The 17,679-nt window shown below is 71.2% G+C and carries 17 protein-coding genes and 1 tRNA gene; 9 read left to right on the top strand and 9 right to left on the bottom strand.

Annotated elements, in window-relative coordinates:
• The 5 genes from AB7U46_RS10955 to AB7U46_RS10935 form a co-directional block, all read left to right on the top strand.
• On the top strand, window positions 1-882 hold an 882-nt coding region (locus AB7U46_RS10955), incomplete at its 5' end, for a homoserine dehydrogenase (RefSeq protein WP_428337008.1).
• Between the two features lie 132 nt (window positions 883-1,014).
• Entirely contained in the window at window positions 1,015-1,992 is a 978-nt protein-coding gene (gene glpX, locus AB7U46_RS10950; RefSeq protein ID WP_428337007.1) for a class II fructose-bisphosphatase, read from the top strand.
• Between the two features lie 174 nt (window positions 1,993-2,166).
• The gene (recJ, locus tag AB7U46_RS10945; protein ID WP_428337006.1) at window positions 2,167-3,909 is read left to right on the top strand and encodes a single-stranded-DNA-specific exonuclease RecJ; all 1,743 of its coding nucleotides are present in this window, start codon (window positions 2,167-2,169) and stop codon (window positions 3,907-3,909) included.
• A 155-nt stretch (window positions 3,910-4,064) separates the two neighbouring features.
• A tRNA-Glu gene (locus AB7U46_RS10940) sits at window positions 4,065-4,139 on the top strand.
• A gap of 140 nt (window positions 4,140-4,279) precedes the next feature.
• A complete protein-coding gene (locus AB7U46_RS10935; RefSeq protein ID WP_428337005.1) occupies window positions 4,280-5,674 on the top strand; it encodes an MATE family efflux transporter in 1,395 nt (464 codons plus the stop codon).
• Window positions 5,675-5,677: 3 nt separating this feature from the next.
• Here the strand turns inward: AB7U46_RS10935 and AB7U46_RS10930 are convergent, their stop codons facing one another.
• From AB7U46_RS10930 to AB7U46_RS10905, 6 genes are read right to left on the bottom strand one after another with little or no spacing between them, the layout of a single operon-like run.
• Window positions 5,678-6,478 carry a TonB family protein gene (locus tag AB7U46_RS10930; RefSeq protein WP_428337004.1) on the bottom strand — a complete coding sequence of 267 codons (801 nt, stop codon included), beginning with the start codon at window positions 6,476-6,478 and terminating at the stop codon, window positions 5,678-5,680.
• Window positions 6,475-6,861, bottom strand: coding sequence for an ExbD/TolR family protein (locus AB7U46_RS10925; RefSeq protein WP_428337003.1), 387 nt, complete (start codon window positions 6,859-6,861; stop codon window positions 6,475-6,477). The genes AB7U46_RS10930 and AB7U46_RS10925 overlap by 4 nt, the downstream gene beginning before the upstream one ends.
• Before the next feature lie 3 nt (window positions 6,862-6,864).
• Window positions 6,865-7,233: an ExbD/TolR family protein gene (locus tag AB7U46_RS10920; RefSeq protein WP_428337002.1), complete on the bottom strand. Its 369-nt coding sequence runs from the start codon at window positions 7,231-7,233 to the stop codon at window positions 6,865-6,867.
• 12 nt (window positions 7,234-7,245) lie between these two features.
• Window positions 7,246-7,920, bottom strand: coding sequence for a MotA/TolQ/ExbB proton channel family protein (locus tag AB7U46_RS10915; protein ID WP_428337001.1), 675 nt, complete (start codon window positions 7,918-7,920; stop codon window positions 7,246-7,248).
• Window positions 7,917-8,327, bottom strand: a complete 411-nt coding sequence (locus AB7U46_RS10910; protein WP_428337000.1) for a hypothetical protein — start codon at window positions 8,325-8,327, stop codon at window positions 7,917-7,919. The genes AB7U46_RS10915 and AB7U46_RS10910 overlap by 4 nt, the downstream gene beginning before the upstream one ends.
• The gene (locus AB7U46_RS10905; RefSeq protein WP_428336999.1) at window positions 8,321-10,417 is read right to left on the bottom strand and encodes a TonB-dependent receptor domain-containing protein; all 2,097 of its coding nucleotides are present in this window, start codon (window positions 10,415-10,417) and stop codon (window positions 8,321-8,323) included. The genes AB7U46_RS10910 and AB7U46_RS10905 overlap by 7 nt, the downstream gene beginning before the upstream one ends.
• A 184-nt stretch (window positions 10,418-10,601) precedes the next feature.
• Here AB7U46_RS10905 and AB7U46_RS10900 point away from each other — a divergent pair, with 184 nt between their 5' ends.
• From AB7U46_RS10900 to AB7U46_RS10885, 4 genes are read left to right on the top strand one after another with little or no spacing between them, the layout of a single operon-like run.
• On the top strand, window positions 10,602-11,678 hold the full coding sequence (locus AB7U46_RS10900) for a hemin-degrading factor (protein WP_428336998.1): 1,077 nt from the start codon (window positions 10,602-10,604) through the stop codon (window positions 11,676-11,678).
• Window positions 11,675-12,517 (top strand): heme/hemin ABC transporter substrate-binding protein, encoded by an 843-nt coding sequence (locus AB7U46_RS10895; RefSeq protein ID WP_428336997.1) that lies wholly within the window; start codon window positions 11,675-11,677, stop codon window positions 12,515-12,517. The genes AB7U46_RS10900 and AB7U46_RS10895 overlap by 4 nt, the downstream gene beginning before the upstream one ends.
• 1 nt (window position 12,518) lies before the next feature.
• Entirely contained in the window at window positions 12,519-13,577 is a 1,059-nt protein-coding gene (locus tag AB7U46_RS10890) for a FecCD family ABC transporter permease (protein WP_428336996.1), read from the top strand.
• Window positions 13,578-14,354 (top strand): heme ABC transporter ATP-binding protein, encoded by a 777-nt coding sequence (locus AB7U46_RS10885; RefSeq protein ID WP_428336995.1) that lies wholly within the window; start codon window positions 13,578-13,580, stop codon window positions 14,352-14,354.
• 69 nt (window positions 14,355-14,423) lie between these two features.
• On the opposite strand, the gene efeO is transcribed toward AB7U46_RS10885, so the two are convergent.
• From efeO to AB7U46_RS10870, 3 genes are read right to left on the bottom strand one after another with little or no spacing between them, the layout of a single operon-like run.
• Window positions 14,424-15,224, bottom strand: coding sequence for an iron uptake system protein EfeO (gene efeO / locus AB7U46_RS10880; protein WP_428336994.1), 801 nt, complete (start codon window positions 15,222-15,224; stop codon window positions 14,424-14,426).
• Window positions 15,225-15,245: 21 nt separating this feature from the next.
• Window positions 15,246-16,544 carry an iron uptake transporter deferrochelatase/peroxidase subunit gene (efeB, locus tag AB7U46_RS10875; RefSeq protein WP_428336993.1) on the bottom strand — a complete coding sequence of 433 codons (1,299 nt, stop codon included), beginning with the start codon at window positions 16,542-16,544 and terminating at the stop codon, window positions 15,246-15,248.
• A gap of 1 nt (window position 16,545) precedes the next feature.
• Complete coding sequence (locus tag AB7U46_RS10870; protein WP_428336992.1) at window positions 16,546-17,679, bottom strand: cupredoxin domain-containing protein; 1,134 nt, start codon at window positions 17,677-17,679, stop codon at window positions 16,546-16,548.

Below are 17,679 nucleotides of genomic sequence, written 5' to 3'. Positions count from 1 at the left end.
GCTCTTCCGATCTTCATCAAGGCGCTGACCGAGGGCCTCGCCGGCAATCGCATCCGCCGCGTGATGGGGGTGATGAACGGCACCTGCAACTACATCCTGACCCGGATGGAAGACGCCGGCCTGCCCTATGACACCGTCTTCGAGGAGGCCCGTCAGCTGGGCTATCTCGAGGCCGATCCGCAGCTCGACGTCGGCGGCATCGACGCCGGCCACAAGCTTTCGATCCTCGCCGCGATCGCGTTTGGAACGAAGGTCAGCTTCGACGATGTCGTGCTCGAGGGCATCGGCCGGATCTCGATCGACGACATTCGCCGCGCGGGCGACATGGGCTACAAGATCAAGCTGCTCGGTGTGGCACAGATGACCGGCCGCGGGCTCGAACAGCGCATGACCCCCTGCCTCGTGCCCTCCTCCTCGCCGCTCGGCCAGCTCACCGGCGGCACCAATATGGTGGTGATCGAGGGCGACTCGGTCGGTCAGGTGGTGCTGCGCGGCGCGGGCGCGGGCGAAGGGCCGACCGCTTCGGCGGTGATGAGCGACGTGCTCGACCTCGCGCGCGGCTTCCGGCTGCCGACCTTCGGCCAGCCCGCGGTGACGCTCACCGCCCCGGTCGCCGCCGCCGTTTCCGCACCGGCATCCTTCTATCTGCGCCTGCATCTGCTCGACAAACCGGGCGCGCTCGCCAAGGTCGCGACCGTGCTCGGCGAGGCCGGCGTCTCGATCTCGCGCATGCGCCAATATGGCCATGCCGACGCCACCGCGCCGGTGCTGATCGTCACCCACAAGACGACGCGCGACGCGATCGACCTGGCGATCGCCGCACTGCCGGCCACCAATGTGGTCGAGGGCGAGCCCGTCGCGCTGCGCATCGAAGAGGTCTGAGCGGGGTTTCGCGCAATCGCGCCCCGGTTGCGCACCCGTCTTCGGTTCCGTTAGCGTTCTCAGTATTGCGCCCCGCCCCGGTGCGGGCTTACCTGTCCGCGGCCCTTCGCTTTTCGCAGACAGGATACGACCATGACCCCCCCTATCGATTTCAATGACCGCATGCTTTCGCTGGGCCTCGCCCGCGTCACCGAAGCGGCCGCCCATGCCTCCGCCAGCCTGATCGGGCACGGCGACGAGAAGGCCGCCGACCAGGCCGCGGTGAACGCGATGCGCGAGCAGCTCAACGCGCTCGAGATCAAGGGCGTCGTGGTGATCGGCGAAGGCGAACGCGACGAGGCGCCGATGCTCTATATCGGCGAGGAAGTCGGCACCGGCGAAGGCCCGGCGGTCGACATCGCGCTCGATCCGCTCGAAGGCACCACGCTCACCGCGAAGGACATGCCGAACGCGCTCACCGTCGTCTCGATGGCGCCGCGCGGCACGCTCCTGCACGCGCCCGACGTCTATATGGAAAAGCTGGCGATCGGCCCGGGCTACCCGAAGGACGTCGTCTCGCTCGAGATGACCCCGAGCCAGCGGATCCTCGAACTGGCGAAGGCCAAGGGCGTCACCCCGCGCGACATCCAGACCTGTATCCTCGAACGTGACCGCCACAAGGAGCTGATCGAGGAAGTGCGCTCGACCGGCGCCTCGATCCGGCTGATCACCGACGGCGACGTCGCCGGCATCATCCACACCGCCGAGACCTGGCTCACCGGCATCGACATCTACATGGGCTCGGGCGGCGCGCCGGAAGGCGTGCTCGCGGCCTCCGCGCTCAAATGCATGGGCGGGCAGATGTGGGGCAAGCTCCTGTTCCGCAACGACGCGGAACGCGGGCGCGCGACGAAGGCGGGGATCACCGATTTCGACAAGATCTATTCGCGCGACGAGCTCGTCACCGGCGACGTGATCTTCTCGATGACCGGCGTCACCAACGGCTCGATCGTGAAGGGCGTGCACCGCACCCCGGACTATATCGAGACGGAAACCGTGCTGATGCGTTCGAAGACCGGTTCGGTGCGTCGCATGTCCTATCGCAACCCGATCAAGCGGCGCGATTACTGAGAGCGCGGACGGGGGCTTCGCGCCCCCGCACCCCCGCGGGATATTTCCGCTCTGTAGAAAACCTGCATTTCTGCAGAGGCCAAATATCCCGGGGGAGCTCCGCAGGAGCGGGGGCAGCGCCCCCTCCCGCGCCCGCCACTGGCGGGCGTTTTCCATTTCCGTTAGACCAGACCCATGAGCAGTTTCCTCGATGTCGATGCCTCGCTGACCGGGCGACGCTGGGTCGGTCCGACGGCCGAGGCCGATCGCCTCGCCGAGGCGATGGCGCAGGCGACGCGCCTGCCGCTCGCGCTCGCCCGCGTGCTCGTCGCGCGCGGCGTGGCGCCCGAGGAGGCCGAGGGTTTCCTCGAACCGACGCTGCGCGAACTCCTGCCCGACCCGCGCCATCTGCGCGACATGGAAAAGGCCGCGGCGCGGTTTCTCAAGGCGCTGAAGGCGCGCGAGAAGATCGCCGTCTTCGCCGATTACGACGTCGACGGCGGCTCCTCCGCGGCGCTGCTGATCACCTGGCTGCGCGCCTTCGGCCGCACGCCCACGCTCTATATCCCCGACCGCATCGACGAGGGCTATGGCCCGAACGTGCCGGCGATGCAGGCCCTCGCGAAGGATCATTCGCTGATCCTTTGCGTCGATTGCGGCACGCTCTCCCACGAACCGGTCGCCGCCGCGCGCCCCGCCGATGTCGTGATCCTCGACCACCACCTCGGCGGCGAGACCCTGCCCGAAGCGCTCGCGGTGGTGAACCCGAACCGCCTCGACGAGAGCGGCGATCTCGGCCATCTCTGCGCCGCCTCGGTCGTCTTCCTGATGCTGGTCGAGGCGAACCGGCAGCTCCGCGCCGCGGGCGAAAGCGGCCCCGACCTGATGGCGCTGCTCGATCTCGTCGCGCTCGCCACCGTCGCCGATGTCGCGCCGCTGACCGGGGTGAACCGGGCGCTGGTGCGGCAGGGGCTCAAGGTGATGGCGCGGCGCGAGCGGCCCGGCCTCACCGCGCTCGCCGATGTCGCGCGGATGGACAAGGCGCCGACCGCCTATCACCTCGGCTTCCTGCTCGGGCCCCGCGTCAATGCCGGCGGGCGGATCGGCGCCGCCGATCTCGGCGCGCGGCTGCTCGCGACGCAGGATCCGGCCGAGGCGGCGGCGCTTGCCCAGCGCCTCGACGCACTCAATTCCGAGCGCCGCGAGATCGAGAACCGGGTGCGCGACGCCGCGATGGCCCAGGCCGAGGCGCGCGGCCTCGACGCGCCGCTCGTCTGGGCGGCGGGCGAGGGCTGGCACCCCGGCGTCGTCGGCATCGTCGCCGCCCGGCTGAAGGAGGCGACCAATCGCCCCGCGGTGGTGATCGGCCTCGAGAACGGCATCGGCAAGGGCTCGGCGCGCTCGGTCGCGGGGGTCGATCTCGGCGCCTCGATCCAGCGCCTCGCGGCCGAGGGCTGGCTGCTCAAGGGCGGCGGGCACCGGATGGCGGCAGGCCTCACCGTCGCGGCGGACAAGCTCGAACCGGCGATGGCGCGGCTTGCCGAACTGCTTGCGAAACAGGGCGCGGGCGCGGGCGGCCCCGCCGATCTGCGCCTCGACGGGCTCCTGATGCCGGGCGCCGCCACCGCCGCGCTGATCGAGGATCTCGACCGCGCCGGCCCCTTCGGCCAGGGCGCCCCCGCCCCGCGTTTCGCCTTCCCCGATGTCGAGGTCGTCTCGCCCCGCCGGATCGGCGAGAGCCACCTGCGCTTCATGTTCGGCGACGGCATGGGCGCGCGGATCGAGGCGGTCGCCTTCGGCGCCTTCGACGGCCCGCTCGGCCCCGCGCTGAGCGCGGGCGGCGCCGGGCGCTTCCATCTTGCCGGCAAGCTCGAGATCAATTCCTGGGGCGGGCGCAACAAGGTGCAGCTGCGCCTCGACGATGCCGCGCGCAGCTGACGCCCCGTCAAGCCCATGCAAAACCTGCATTTTCCAAGCCATGCACTGGGCGCAAAGAAAGTTTCGCAAAAACGCAAAAAACCCTCTTGCGAGTCACGCGCAGCTGCCCTAAACACCGCTCCACGCCGCGCGGCAAACGCCAGAGCGGCAACGGTGGTCCGTTCGTCTATCGGTTAGGACACCAGGTTTTCAACCTGGGAAGAGGGGTTCGACTCCCCTACGGACTGCCAAAATCTCCCCCATCCCTGCCTCTGGTTCCCGGCGCAAGCGCACAGGTCTCCCTGCGCGGCGGCCACCTGACATCCGGCGCAAAGCCCACTAGAACCGGGTCATGACGGGCGCGGATCCGTCCCGGACCGGAGGGATCGCCATGAAGCAACGCCTGAATCTCGTCACCGCGCCGATCGCGCGCACGCTGCTCGTCTTCGCGCTGCCCACCCTCGCCTCTTCGGTGCTGCAATCGGCGAATGGCTCGATCGACACCGTCTGGGTCGGCCAGCTTCTGGGCGAGGACGCCGTCGCCGCGACCACGAACGGCAATCTCGTGATGTTCCTGATGACCGCCTTCGTCTTCGGCTTCGGCATGGCGGCGACGATCCTCGTCGGCCAGTCCTTCGGCCGCGGCGACATCGAGGCGGCGCGGCGCGTCGTCGGCACCGCGGTCGGCACCTTCGTGCCGGTCTCGCTGGTCCTCGCCGTCGTCGGCTGGTTCCTCGCGCCGCAGGTGCTGGCGCTTCTCGGCACCGATCCGGCGATCACCCCGCTGGCCCGCGATTTCCTCAAGGTGACCTTCCTCGCCCTGCCCGCGATCCTGACGCTCACGATGCTGATGATGGCGCTGCGCGGCAGTGGCGACGCGGTGACGCCGCTGATCTTCATGGCCCTTGCCGTCGTGCTCGACACCGGGCTGAACCCGGTCTTCATCCGCGGCCTCGGCCCGGCGCCCGAGATGGGGATCGGCGGCTCGGCGATGGCCACCGCGATCGCGAACTGGGTCGCCCTCGCCGCGATTCTCGCCGCAGTCTACGCGCGCGATCTGCCGCTGCGGCTGCGCGGGGCAGAGCTGCGCTACCTGCGCCCCGATCCCGCGATCCTCGCGCTGATGCTGCGCAAGGGCCTGCCGATGGGGGTACAGATGATCGTCGTCTCCGGCTCGATGCTGGCGATGATGACGCTCGTCAACCGCGAGGGCATCGACACCACCGCCGCCTTCGGCGCGACGCAGCAGCTCTGGACCTATGTGCAGATGCCGGCGATGGCGCTCGGCGCGGCGGTCAGCGCGATGGCCGCGCAGAACATTGGCGCGGGGCGCTGGGACCGGGTCGGCACCGTCACCCGCACCGGCATCCTCTACAACATCGCGCTGACCGGGAGCCTCGTGCTCCTGCTGCTCGTCGCCGACCGGCAGGCGATGGAGATCTTCCTCGGCGCCGGCTCGGGCGCGGTCGAGATCGGCCGCCACATCGCCACGCTCGCGACCTGGGGCTTCATTCCCTTCGGCGTGACGATGGTGCTTTTCGCCACGATCCGCGCGAACGGGCAGGTGATCTGGCCGCTCGCGATTCTCTTCGTCTCGATGTTCCCGGTGCGGCTCGGCGTTGCGCATGGGCTTTACGACCGGCTCGGTGCCGATGCGATCTGGCTGAGCTTTCCCACCGGCATGGTCGCGACGCTGGTGATGGCGAGCCTGCTCTACCGCTTCGGCAACTGGCGGGCGGAGCATGACATGCAGGTCGCCGATGCCCCCGGCGGCGAGGAAGCCTGAGCCTCAGCCCCGCGCGGTGAAATCGAAGGAAAACGTCGCGCGCCCCTCGGGCGGCGGCGGGAAGGGGGCGGCGCGGCGGATATGGTCGAGCGCCGCGGCATCGAGCGTGGCGGAGCCCGAGGAGCGCAGGATCCGCACCGCGGCGAGCCCCCCCGAGGCGCCGATCTCGAAACCGACGCGGGCGGTGCCCCGGCCCGAGCCGCGCTTTTGCGGCGTCTTGCGGATGCGTTGGATCACCGCGGCGCCGTAGCGCGCGGGCGAAAGCGTCGCGCCCGCCCCGCCGCCGCCGGCCCCTTTCGCCACCGCGCCCTTGCCGCTTTCCGTGCCCGAGGCCGCGCCCTTGCGCGCGTCGCGATCGGCATTGCCGCGCGGCGCGGGCTTTTCCGGCTTCGCGGTCGCCGGCTTCGGCGCCGCTTTCTTCTCGGCCCGCTTCTCCGCCGCCTTCGGGGTCGGCGCGGATTTCGCCGCCGGTTCGGGGAGCTTTTCGGGCAGGGCCTGCACGCTTTGCGCCGCGGCGACCGGCACCGAAACCTCGGGCGGCGCGGGCGCGGCCAGCGGCAGCGCCGCCGCGGGCGCCACCGGCGTCAGCGCCGCGGAAGCTGCCGCAACCGGAACCACGCTCCCCGCGGCGAGATCGGCGAAATCGCTGCCGAGCAGCGGCACCTCCGCCTGCGCCGCGCCGCCACCCGGGGAGGGCTCCGGTTCGGCGGCCGGAAAGCCCGCCAGCACCACGCCATGCACCGCGCCGGACACGAACAGCGCGGCAAGCGCCACCGGGCGCGCGATCAGGCCGAGCCGGCTCATTGCCCGCCTCCCGTGCTGCGCTCCGCCAGAAGCCGCACCTGCCCCGCCCCCGCCGCCGCAAGCCCACGCGCGAGATGCACCAGCGCCTGCGCCGGGGCCGCGCGGTCGGGCAGGATCCAGACCCGCCCCCCGGCCTCCGCCGGCAGCGCCGCAACGAGCCCCGCCGCATCCGTGACCCCCTCGGGCCAGACCGCCGCGCCATCCGCGCCGAGCAGCACCGTGTCCGCCGCGGGCGCCGGCTCCCCCTCGGCGAGCGAGACGAGGGTCAGCCCGGCGGGCGGGCGCGCCGCGATCGTGCCGGCGATCACGAAGAAGGCGAGCAGCAGGAAGACCACGTTGATCAGCATCAGCGTCGGATCGGCGGGGCGGCGAATGTGGCGCATCGGTTACTCCAGCACCTGCACGCCCAGCCCCGGCAGCGGCGCGAGCGTGGCAAGAAGATCGGCGAGGCGCTGCGCCTCGACCCCGGGGCGCAGCGCGACGAGAAGCTGGCGCGGCGCGCCGGGGGCGCCAAGCCGCGCGGGCAGTTCGGAGAGGGTCAGCGCCGCCCCGTTCAGGCTCAGCGCCTCGGGGCCGAGCGCGAGGAAGCCGCGCGCCGGATCGGCGGCACCGGTGCCACCCGCCGCCACGCCGGTGAGCGGCAGATCGGTCGTGCGGGTGAAACTGGTGGCGAGCATGAAGAACATCAGCAGCAGGAAGATCACGTCGATCAGCGAGGTGAGCGAAAGCCGGCGGCGGGCGAAACGGGGGCGCATCGCGGCCTGCGCTCAGACCGGCGCCGGCGCGAAACCGGGCACGACCCGCGTCGCGACCTCGGGCAGCGGCGGTCCGCAGAAGACCTCGGCCATCAGCGTCGCGGCCTGCGCCTCGCGCGCGATCCGCGCCTCCGCCCAGGTCAGGATCAGTGAGACCGGCATCGCGACGCCCAGCCCCATCGCGGTGGTGAGCAGCGCGACCCAGATCCCGCCGGCGAGCTGCGCCGGATCGACGCTCGAGCCGCCCGACTGCAATACCTGAAAGGCCTCGATCATGCCGAGCACGGTGCCGAAAAGGCCAAGCAGCGGCGCGACCTGGGTGATCGCATCCAGAAGCCGCAGCCCCGCCTCGGCGCGCGCCGCGTGCAGATCGGCCTCGGTCCTCAGCCGCGCGCGCAGATCAGGCCCGGGGTCGGCGGCGATCGCGCGCCGCGCGAGATCCTCGAGCGCGCCGCGCTGCCCGTCGAGCGCGAGCCGCGCCTGCCCCTCGGCCCCGGCCTGCCAGAGCGCAAGCGCGCGCTCGAGCGCGGGATGCGCGCCGATCCGCAAGGCCCGGAAATGCCACAGCTTCCAGAGCACCGCCGCCCCCGCCAGCACCGACAGCGCGAGCAGCAGCGCCACCACCCAGCCGCCGAGCTGCACGAGCCCGATCACCGCCTCATGCGCCGCCGCGACCCAACCGCTCATCCCGTCACCTCCATGCCCGCGACGCGCGAGGCGGGGGCGAGCGCGGCGATGCAGCCGCCCTCCGCCACCCCGTCGCAGCGCGCCGCGCCGTTGACCAGCACCTGCCCGAGCGCCGCACAATCGGCGCCCGGCAGATCGAATTGCCGCAGCCGCGGCCTGCCCTGCGGCAGATCGCGGAAGTCGAGCAGCATCAGCCGCTCGAACCCGCCCGCGCGCGTGAAGAGCACGGCCTCCAGCACCAGCGCCGAGAGATCGGCGCCAAGCGCGTTCTCGGCGAGGAAGCTCAGCCGGCAACCGCCCTCCTGCGGCGCGGCCCCCACCAGCGTGAGGCCGAGCCGCGGCGCCTCCTCGGCGCCCGCCGCCCCCGCCATCACGAGCGCGGCCGCGAGCGCCAGCCCCCTCACCACGTCACCGCCTTGGCGAGCGAGAGCTTCACGTTCCGCCCGACGCCGTTGTCGAGCGCGAGGTTGTTGCGATACTCGCGGTCGAAGAGGTTCTCGACGGTGAGGTTGAGTTCGAGCCCGGCGAGCGCGCCCTCTTCCGGCTTCCAGCTGACGAAGGCGTCATGCAGCGCATAGCCCGCCGCCGAGGTCGTGGTCGAGGCGGTGGTGATGCCGCCAAACCCCTGCACCCGCCAGCCCATGCGCAGCGCCTGATCGGGGAATTTCGCGCCCAGCGTCAGCGCGATGTTCTTCGCCGGCGTGTCGGTCAGCACCTTACCCGTCGACTTGTCCTTCGAGCGCACCTGCGAGAGCGCGAGCTGGCCGAACCAGCGCTCCGCCTCATAGGCCGCCTCGAGCTCCGCGCCCCAGATCTTCGCGCGGTCGATGTTGTGGAAATAGGGCACATTGACCGAACCCGAGGGGTTCGCCGCGATCAGATCCTTCAGGTCGTTGTGGAAAAGCGTCGCCTTGGCGGTGAAACTGTCGCCCGCACTCAGCCAGCCCTCGCGCTGATAGGTGAGGCCGGCCTCGACGGTGAGCGCCTTTTCCTTGTCGAGATCGAGGCTGGGCGTGCGCCCGGCGGTGCCGCGCCCGTCGCTTTGATAAAGCTCGTCGAGCGTCGGCATCCGTTCGGTCTTCGCGACCGAGCCGAAGACGCCCCAGTTCTGGTTCAGATCATAAAGCGCGGCGATCTTCGGCGAGAGCGCGGTGCCGTCGATGTCGCGCGCGCCCGCAGCCGCCGCGGAGGCGTCGGGGCTCAGCCAGCTGCGGTCGAGGCGCAGGCCCGGGGTGATCGTCAGCTTCTCGTTCCAGACGAATTCGCCCTGGACGTAAAGGCCCAGCTTGTCCTCGGTGCCGCCCGGGTGGAAGGCGAGCGCGCCGAGCGAGGAGGTCGCGAAGCGGTTCTGATGCGAGAGCTGCGCGCCGAAGGTGAGGTAGTTCTCCCAGGCGCCGGCGCTCATCTCGATCGTGTTCTCGACCTTGAGCGCGGTGGTTTCATACGACGCCGTATTCGGACAGAGCACCTGGTAGGTGCCGCTCGAACAATACATGCCGAGGGTGAAATTGTCGCGCTCGGTCGAGGTCTTCGAATAGCTCAGCGTGGCCTCGAGATCGAGCCAGGGGTTGCCCGCCCCCTCATGCGCGTAGCTCAGCGTCACGGTGTCGTCGATCGCATGCAGGTCGGAGGTGCCGAAATAGGTCGCCACCGCGCCGCCGGTCTGCGCCACCGCCGCATCGTCGAGATCGCTGTCGGTGCGCGAGGCGCTCAGCGTCACGCGCTGGTCGCCCGCCTCGCCGAAACGGTAGTTGCCCTTCACCAGCGCCGACCAGCGTTCGCCCTCGGTCGCCGGGATCGTGGCGCCGCCGCCGTCCTTCATGTCGCCCGAGCTGCCGGTGGAAAAGCTCGCGAGCAGATCGGCATTCTCGCCGAATTTCTGCGCAAGCGTCACCGTGCCGATCGTGCCGTCGCCGTTGCTGTCATAGGCGCCCTTGAACTTGAGCGCGCCGCGCGCCCCCTCGGGGATGAAATCCGTCGCATCCTTGGTGGTGAAGGCGACGACGCCGCCGATCGCGCCCGAACCGTAAAGCGTGGAGGAGGCCGGCCCGCGCAGCACCTCGACGCGCTTGTAAAGCTCGGGATCGCCGAAGAACGATCCGGTGCGATACTGCTCGAAGAATTTCACCGCGCCGTCGACGGTGACGATGATGCGGTTCTGCACCCCCGCCTGCTCGGCGTTGCCGATGCCGCGGATGTTGAAGGCCTGGCCAAGCGCGCGCGCCGAGGCGCCCGCCGCCTGCACGCCCGGCACATTGGCGAAAAGATCGCCGATCGTGCGCGGCTGCTCCTCGTCCAGATCCTCCTGGTCGATCACGGTGACCGCCTGCGGCGTGTCGATCGCCACCTTCGGCGTGCCCCAGCCGAAGATCATCCGGCCAAGCAGCGTGAAGGCGCCCTCGCCCTCCTGCGCCGCGGCCGGCTGCGCCGCGAGCAGCGCGACGGTGGTGAGCGTGGTGAAAACGGTGCCGCGCAGGGCGGTCCTTGCCAGTGTCATGATGTCCCCTTTCGGTCTGCGGGGGCTGGCACTTGGCTGGCGGTGCAGAATTGGTCTTGATCTCGATGTCCCCGCCGATTAGTGATTCCGACAAAACTAGTCAAGTATAAACCGCGCCCAGCCGAGCCATCGAAACGCCGCTCCGCCAGATCCGCGCCTCACCCGAACCCGAGAGAGGACCGCCATGTCTGCCGACGGCACCACCCTGCCCGAAACCCTGTCGCCCGCCCCCCTGTCCCCCGACGCCATCCGCGCCCTGCGCGCCGAAGAGCCGAAGCTGCGCGCGCGCGATTTCGCCACCCGCCACGGGCTGAGCGAGGCCGAGCTCGTCGCCGCCCAGCTCGGCCACGGCGCGACCGCGATCGCCGCCCATCCCGACGCGCTGATGCCGCTCGTCGGCGCGCTCGGCGACGTGCTCGCGCTCACCCGCAACGAAAGCTGCGTGATCGAGCGGCGCGGGATCTATGGCGACTACCATTCCGGCGCCCATGCGCAGATGGTGCTCGGCGAGGAGATCGACCTGCGGATTTTCGCGAAACACTGGGTGCACGGTTTCGCGCTCGACGATGGCGAGAAGCGCTCGGTGCAGATCTTCGACGCCGCGGGCGATGCGGTGCACAAGATCCATCTGAAGCCCGAGTCCGACGTCGCGGCCTTTCACCGGCTCGTCGCCGCGCTGCGCCTGCCCGCGCAGCCGGAGCGGATCGAGATCGCCCCGCGCGCCCCGGTCGAGGCGGCGAAGGCCGACCCCACCCGCGCCGAGGTGCTGCGCGCCGAATGGGAGAAGATGACCGACACCCACCAGTTCCTGCGCCTCGTCTCGAAGTTCAAGATGAACCGGCTCGGCGCCTATCGCGTCGCCGGCGCGCCCTGGGCCACGCCGATGGCGCCCGGCTCGGTCGCTGCGCTGCTCGAGGCGGTGGCGGCGGAGGGGATCCCGCTGATGATCTTCGTCGGCAACATGGGCTGCATCGAGATCCACGGCGGCCCAATCGCGAAGGTCACCCCGATGGGCCCCTGGATCAACGTGCTCGACCCGCGCTTCAACCTGCATCTGCGCGGCGACCACATCGCCGAGCTCTGGCTCGTCGACAAGCCGACGAAGAACGGCCCGGCGCGCAGCCTCGAGGCCTTCGACGCCGAGGGCGGGCTGATCCTCCAGATCTTCGCCTCGCGCAAACATGGCCGCGTCGCCGATTTCAACGCCGCGCTCGACACCCTGCCGCGGCTCGGCGCGGACCGCGCGGAGGCGGCGGAATGAGACGGCTCCTTCTGGCCACGGCGCTCGCGGCCCTCGCCGCGGCGCCCGCGCTCGCCGCGCCCGCGCGCATCGTGTCGCTCGGCGGTGCGGTGACCGAGATCGTCGTCGCGCTCGGCGCCGGGGAACAGCTCGTCGCGCGCGACAGCACCTCGACCTTCCCGCCCTCGGTCACGACGCTGCCCGATGTCGGCTATGTCCGCGCGCTCTCGCCCGAGGGGGTGCTCGCGCTTGGGCCCGAGCTGATCCTCGCCGAGGCGACGGCGGGCCCGCCCGAGGCGATCGAGGTGCTGCGCGCGGCGGGCGTCGATTTCCGCACCCTGCCCGGCGCGGCCTCGCCCGAGGGCGTGCTCGAGAAGATCGCCGCCGTCGGCGCCGCGCTCGACCGCGAGGCGGAGGCGGCGACGCTCGCCGCCGATTTCACCGCCCGGATGCAGGCGGCGGAGGCCAGGACCGCCGCGACCGGCACCCGCAAGCGCGCGCTCTTCGTGCTTGGCACCCAGGGCGGGCGGGTGATCGTCGGCGGCGAAGGTTCCTCCGCCGCGGCGATCCTCGCGCTCGCGGGAGCCGAGAATGCCGCGACCGGTTTTTCCGGCTACAAGCAGATGACCGACGAGGCGCTGCTCGCCGCCGCGCCCGAGGTGATCGTGATGATGGACCGCGCGGGCGAGGGCGCGATGAGCGGCACCGAGGTGCTGGCCCATCCCGCCCTTGGCGCGACGCCCGCGGGCAAGGCCGGCGCGGTGATCCGGATGGACGGGATGCTGCTTCTCGGCTTTGGCCCGCGCACCCCCGAGGCGGTCGAGGCGCTGCACGCCGCGCTTTACCCCGAGGCCGGCTGAAATGGCGCTGAGCGAGGCCCTCCCCGCGCGCCTGCGCCTGCCCCGCCCGGGGCTGCGCCTCGGGCTCGTGGCGCTCCTGATCCTCACGGCGGCGCTGTCGATCGGCACCGGGGCGGCGGGGGTCTCGCTCTCCGCGGTGCTCGGCGATCTTGTCGCCGGCACACCGCTTTCGGCGCGCGACCGCGTCGTGCTTTTCGACATCCGCCTGCCGCGGCTGGCGATGGGGCTGCTGGTCGGCGCCGCGCTCGCCGTCGCCGGGGCGCTGATGCAGGGGCTCTTCCGCAACCCGCTCGCCGATCCCGGCATCGTCGGCACCGGCGCGGGGGCGGGGCTCGGCGCGGTCTCGGCGATCGTGCTCGGCGGGCTCCTGCCCGCGACGATCGGCGCCACGCTCGGCCCCTGGCTCATCCCGGTCGCGGCCTTCGCCGGCGCCTGGATCGTCACCTTGCTGCTTTATCGCACCGCGCGGGCCGGCGGCGAGACCTCGATCGCGACGCTGCTTCTGGCCGGCATCGCCTTCGCCGCACTGGCCGGCGCGGTCACCGGCCTGCTCGTCGCGATCGCCGACGACCAGCAGCTGCGCGACCTCACCTTCTGGGGCATGGGCTCGCTCGCCGCGGCGAGCTGGCCGAAGCTCGCCGTCGCCGCGCTGCTCATCATTCCCGCGCTGGTCTTCGCGCCGCGCCTCGGCGCCGGGCTGAACGCGCTTGCGCTCGGTGAGGCCGCAGCATCCCATATGGGCCATGACGTCGAGCGGCTGAAGCGGCGCGCGGTGATCGCCGTCGCGGCGCTTTCGGGCGCCGCCGTCGCGCTCGCGGGGGGCATCGGCTTCGTCGGCATCGTGGTGCCGCATCTGCTGCGCCTCGCCACCGGGCCCGACCATCGCCGCCTGCTGCCCGATGCCGCGCTGCTCGGCGCCGCGCTGCTGATCGCCGCCGATCTGATCGCGCGCCGCGTCGCCGCACCGGCCGAGCTGCCGATCGGCATCATCACCGCCCTGCTCGGCGCGCCGGTCTTCCTCTGGATCCTGCTGCGCCGCCGCGGTTTCGGAGGGCTCTGAATGCTCGAGATCGAAGATCTCCACCTCGACCTCGGCCGCGCCCCGGTGCTGCGCGGGATCGACCTCACCGCCGCGGCGGGGGAGGTCACCGTGATCCTCGGGCCGAACGGTTCGGGCAAGTCGACGCTGATCCGCGCGGCAAGCGGCGATCTGCCCTATCGCGGCTCGATCCGCCTCGCCGGCGAGGAGGTCGCGAGCACGCCGCCCTGGCGCCGCGCCGCGCGCCGCGCCGTGCTCGAACAGCAGGCGAGCGCCGCCTTCCCCTTCACCGTCGCCGAGGTGGTGCGGATGGGGCTGCATGCCGGGATCGAGGCCGACCATGACGAGATCGTCGCCGCCGCGCTGGCCGAGGTCGGGCTTGCCGATCTCGCGCAGCGCCCGATCCATGCGCTGTCGGGCGGGCAGCAGGCGCGCGCCCATCTCGCCCGCGTGCGCGCACAGGTCTGGGCGCCCTGCGGTCACGCCGGGGCGCGCTGGCTTTTCCTTGACGAACCGGTCGCGAGCCTCGACATCGGCCACCAGCTCGAGGTGATGGCGGTGATGCGCCGCTTCGCCGAGGCGGGTGGCGGCGTCGTCGCGGTGATGCACGACCTCAACCTCTCGGCGATGGTCGCCGACCGGATGGCGCTTCTGGCCGCGGGCCGGGTGATCGCCGCGGGCCCGCCCGAGGAGGTGCTGCGCGACGCGCCACTCGCCGCGGCCTATGGCTGCGCGCTGCGCGTGGGCCATGCCCCCGCCGGGGCGCGTTTCGTGCTGCCGCAATCGGTCGGCGCCTGACCTTCGCACTCACCAAATGAAAAGGGGCGCGTCCTCGCGGACGCGCCCCATCTCTTTGTGCAGGCTGGGTCAGCCGAGGCCGAGCCGGCCGCGCAGCGTCGAGAGATCCTCGGCCAGCGTGTTCACCAGCGCCGAGAGCTTGCGGCGGTCGTCGTCGGAAAGCTTCTCGTAGCTGACATAGCCCTCGCCATCGCGATATTTGTCGAGCGTCTCGTCCATCTTCGCGAAATTGCCCTCGACCGAGGCGACGAAATCCTTGTCCTCGACGAGCGGACCAAAGAGGTCGACGATCTTCTTCGCGCCGTCGAAATTGCCGCGGAAGTCCCACAGGTCGGTGTGCGAATAGCGGTCTTCCTCGCCCGAGATCTTCGTCGCCGCGACCTCGTCCATCAGCACCGCGGCGCCACCGACGACGGTTTCCGGCGGGAAGGTCAGCCCGTCGATGCGCTTCGCCAGCTCCTCGACATCGGCCAGGAGCTTGTCGGCGATCGCCGGCACGTCGGTGCCCTCGGGCGTCACCCAGAGCGCGTATTCGAGACGGTGGAAGCCGGTGAATTCCGGATCGGCCTCGGCCTTCTCGTAATCATCGGCGCGCGCGTCGATCGGCGCGTCGAGATCGGCGAAAAGCTCGGCCACCGGCTCGATCTTTTCATAGCTGAGGCGCGTCGGCGCAAAAAGCGCCTTGGCCTTTTCGGTGTCGCCCTCCTTCACCGCGGCGACGAAGGCGCGGGTGTCGGTGACCAGCTGCTCGGTCTGATCCGAGACATAGAGCTTGTATTCGGCGATCGGCGCGACGAGGTCGAGCGAGGGCCCCTCGGCGAAGGCCGGCGTGGCCAGAAGCGCGATCAGCGCGGCGGGAAGAAGTTTCATCGTCTGTCCTTTCGGTCGGGGTCACGCCTTTTGCGGCGCGGTGCGGCCTGTCTCGCGGATCAGCTGGCGGCCGAGGTAATCGTCGGGGGCTTCGGAAAAGCCCGGGAGGGTGAAGAAATAGCCGCCGCCCACGGGCTTGATGTATTCCTCGAGCGGCTCGCCGTTGAGGCGGTTCTGCACGGTGATGAAGCCCGCCTCGAGATCGGCCTGATAGCAGATGAACAACAGCCCCTGATCGAGCTGGCCCGACTTCGTCACCCCGTTCGAATAGTTGAACGGGCGGCGCAGCATCAGGTTGCGCTCGGCCTGCGCGTCGCGCGGATTGGCGAGGCGGATGTGGCTGTCCATCGGCGTCTTCGCGCCCTCGGGGTCGGCGGCGTAATCGGGCACGTCGGCCTCGGTGCCGTCGCGCCGATCAAGCGGCGCGCCCGTGTTCTTGGTACGGCCGAAGACCTCTTCCTGCTCGCGAAGCGGCGTGCGGTCCCATCGTTCGACGAAGTTGCGGATGATCCGCACCGCCTGATAGGAGCCGCCCGCGGCCCAGTCGGGCTCCCCCTTCGCGGCCCAGAGCATGCGCCCCATCAGCCCCTCGTCGCCCGGATCGGGGTTCGCCGAACCGTCGCGGAAACCAAGGAAATTGCGCGCGTTTTCCACCTCGCCCGGGGCGAGCGGCGGGATCACCGGCACATTGCCCTCCTGCTTCCAGCGCAGCACGAGCTGGTCGGGGATCGACTTGATGAGGTCGCGCAGCGCGTGGATCGTTGTGTCCTGCGTGTTCGCGCAAAGCTGGATCGTGATGTCACCATGGCAGAGCGAGGCGTCGAGCGCGTCGTTCGGGAACTGTTCCATCCGCTGCAATTTCGCGGGCTTGAGCCCGGCGAGCCAGTCGCGATCGTCAAACAGCGAGGCGCCGAGCGAGACGGTGATGGTGAGCGCGTCGCGCTTGATCACCGGGCCGAGCAGGCCGGAATCGGCCGGCGGCAGCCGCGGGTCGAGCTGCGGCACCTCACCGCCATGGGTGAGGAAGCGGATGCGCTCGGTCAGGCGGCGGAACAGCCGGTCGAGCTCCTCGGGCGTGTCGGCGATCACGTCGAAGGCCGCGACCATGCCATTCGCCGGGCGCGGCGTGACGATGCCGGCCTGATGCAGGCCGTGGGGGGAAACGAAATCCTCCGGGCTCGTGGTATCGGCCTGCGGCGCGGCGGTGACGGAGCCATGCGCAGGCGCCTCGGCCCGGGCGGCGAGGGCAAAGGGACAGCCGAGCGCGGCGGCGCCAAGGCCGGTCAGAAGCGCGCGGCGGCGGGGGTCGGAAAGGCTCATCTCAGTCCTCCAGTCCGAGTTTGGAGTTCAGCGTCGTGAGCGTTTCGGCGAGCGCGCCGAACCCGCTGGCGACGGCTGCGGGGTCGAGGGGATCGGCCGCGAGCGCCGCGCGGGTCTGCGCGAGCGCGGCCTCGAAAGCGGCCTGGGCGGCCGGATCGGCGGGTTTCGTCAGCGGATCGAGCAGCGCACCGGACCGCGCGACGCCGTCGAGCGCGGCGCTCAGCACGGCGCGGTCATCGCCCGCGTAGCGGTCGAGCCCGGCGGCGATCTGCCCCTCCGCCAGATGGCGGGCATAGCGCGCGGCATCGCCGGCGATATCCTCGGGCGCGGGATCGAGTGCGGCGACGCGGGCGCGCATCTCGGCGGCGTCGGTGACGAGCGCGGCGCCGACCGGCGCCAGCCCCTCGGCCGACCCATCATGCCAAAGCCCGTATTCGATCCGGTAAAGCCCGGTGAAGGCCGGATCCGCCTCCCCGCCCGCAAGCACCTCGGGGCGCACCGCGATCCGGTTCATCAGGTCGGAGGCGCGCAGCATGACCGGGCCGAGCCCGGCCCAGGCGGTGCTCGCCGCGCTCCAGGCCGTCTGCGCCGCGGCGCGATCGCCCGCCTGCAGCGCGGCGTCGAGATCCTTCGCGGCGCGTTCGAACCGGCCCGCGGCGCGCATCATCTGCACCCGGCGCTCCGACAGCGGGCCGATGAAATCGCGCAGCGGCGGTTTCGCGCGGGCGGCCTCCGATTCGGCGGTCGGCAGCACGGTGAGCGTGCCGCGCGGGTTCGACAGCAGCCCGCAGGTGATGTCATAGCTGCCGGGTTTCAGCCGCTCGGTCAGCGTGGCGGAGAAACCGGGCGCGATGTTCTCGCGTTCGGCGAGCACCATCACCCCGTCGAGGATCTCCCATTCGAGCGGGCGATCGGACTCGTTGCGGATCAGGAAACTCGCCTGCCCCGCCGGCACTTCGAGCGCCATCGGTTCGCAGCGCCCGTCGCGGATCGTGACCTCGACCGCGCCCGGATCGGCGGGGGCGGCATTGCGCGAGGCGGCCCAGAAGAGGCCGAGCCCCGCGACCACCAGCACCCCGGCGCCGGCGATGAAAAGCCCCATGTGGCGGGGGGCGGATTGCGTCGGTCCGGTCAT

The sequence above is a fragment of the Paenirhodobacter sp. genome, assembly GCF_050177655.1.
Lineage (GTDB): Bacteria > Pseudomonadota > Alphaproteobacteria > Rhodobacterales > Rhodobacteraceae > Rhodobacter.
Note: the sequence above shows the minus strand (reverse complement) of the source record. Positions and strands in the feature narration are given on the sequence as shown.

Bases quoted from the DNA above. Each gene is read 5' to 3' on its own strand.
- glpX (WP_428337007.1), top strand. From the start codon at position 1,015: ATGACCCCCCCTATCGATTTCAATGACCGCATGCTTTCGCTGGGCCTC.
- recJ (WP_428337006.1), top strand. From the start codon at position 2,167: ATGAGCAGTTTCCTCGATGTCGATGCCTCGCTGACCGGGCGACGCTGG.
- AB7U46_RS10935 (WP_428337005.1), top strand. From the start codon at position 4,280: ATGAAGCAACGCCTGAATCTCGTCACCGCGCCGATCGCGCGCACGCTG.
- AB7U46_RS10930 (WP_428337004.1), bottom strand. From the start codon at position 6,478: ATGAGCCGGCTCGGCCTGATCGCGCGCCCGGTGGCGCTTGCCGCGCTG.
- AB7U46_RS10925 (WP_428337003.1), bottom strand. From the start codon at position 6,861: ATGCGCCACATTCGCCGCCCCGCCGATCCGACGCTGATGCTGATCAAC.
- AB7U46_RS10920 (WP_428337002.1), bottom strand. From the start codon at position 7,233: ATGCGCCCCCGTTTCGCCCGCCGCCGGCTTTCGCTCACCTCGCTGATC.
- AB7U46_RS10915 (WP_428337001.1), bottom strand. From the start codon at position 7,920: ATGAGCGGTTGGGTCGCGGCGGCGCATGAGGCGGTGATCGGGCTCGTG.
- AB7U46_RS10905 (WP_428336999.1), bottom strand. From the start codon at position 10,417: ATGACACTGGCAAGGACCGCCCTGCGCGGCACCGTTTTCACCACGCTC.
- AB7U46_RS10900 (WP_428336998.1), top strand. From the start codon at position 10,602: ATGTCTGCCGACGGCACCACCCTGCCCGAAACCCTGTCGCCCGCCCCC.
- AB7U46_RS10895 (WP_428336997.1), top strand. From the start codon at position 11,675: ATGAGACGGCTCCTTCTGGCCACGGCGCTCGCGGCCCTCGCCGCGGCG.
- AB7U46_RS10890 (WP_428336996.1), top strand. From the start codon at position 12,519: ATGGCGCTGAGCGAGGCCCTCCCCGCGCGCCTGCGCCTGCCCCGCCCG.
- AB7U46_RS10885 (WP_428336995.1), top strand. From the start codon at position 13,578: ATGCTCGAGATCGAAGATCTCCACCTCGACCTCGGCCGCGCCCCGGTG.
- efeO (WP_428336994.1), bottom strand. From the start codon at position 15,224: ATGAAACTTCTTCCCGCCGCGCTGATCGCGCTTCTGGCCACGCCGGCC.
- efeB (WP_428336993.1), bottom strand. From the start codon at position 16,544: ATGAGCCTTTCCGACCCCCGCCGCCGCGCGCTTCTGACCGGCCTTGGC.
- AB7U46_RS10870 (WP_428336992.1), bottom strand. From the start codon at position 17,679: ATGACCGGACCGACGCAATCCGCCCCCCGCCACATGGGGCTTTTCATC.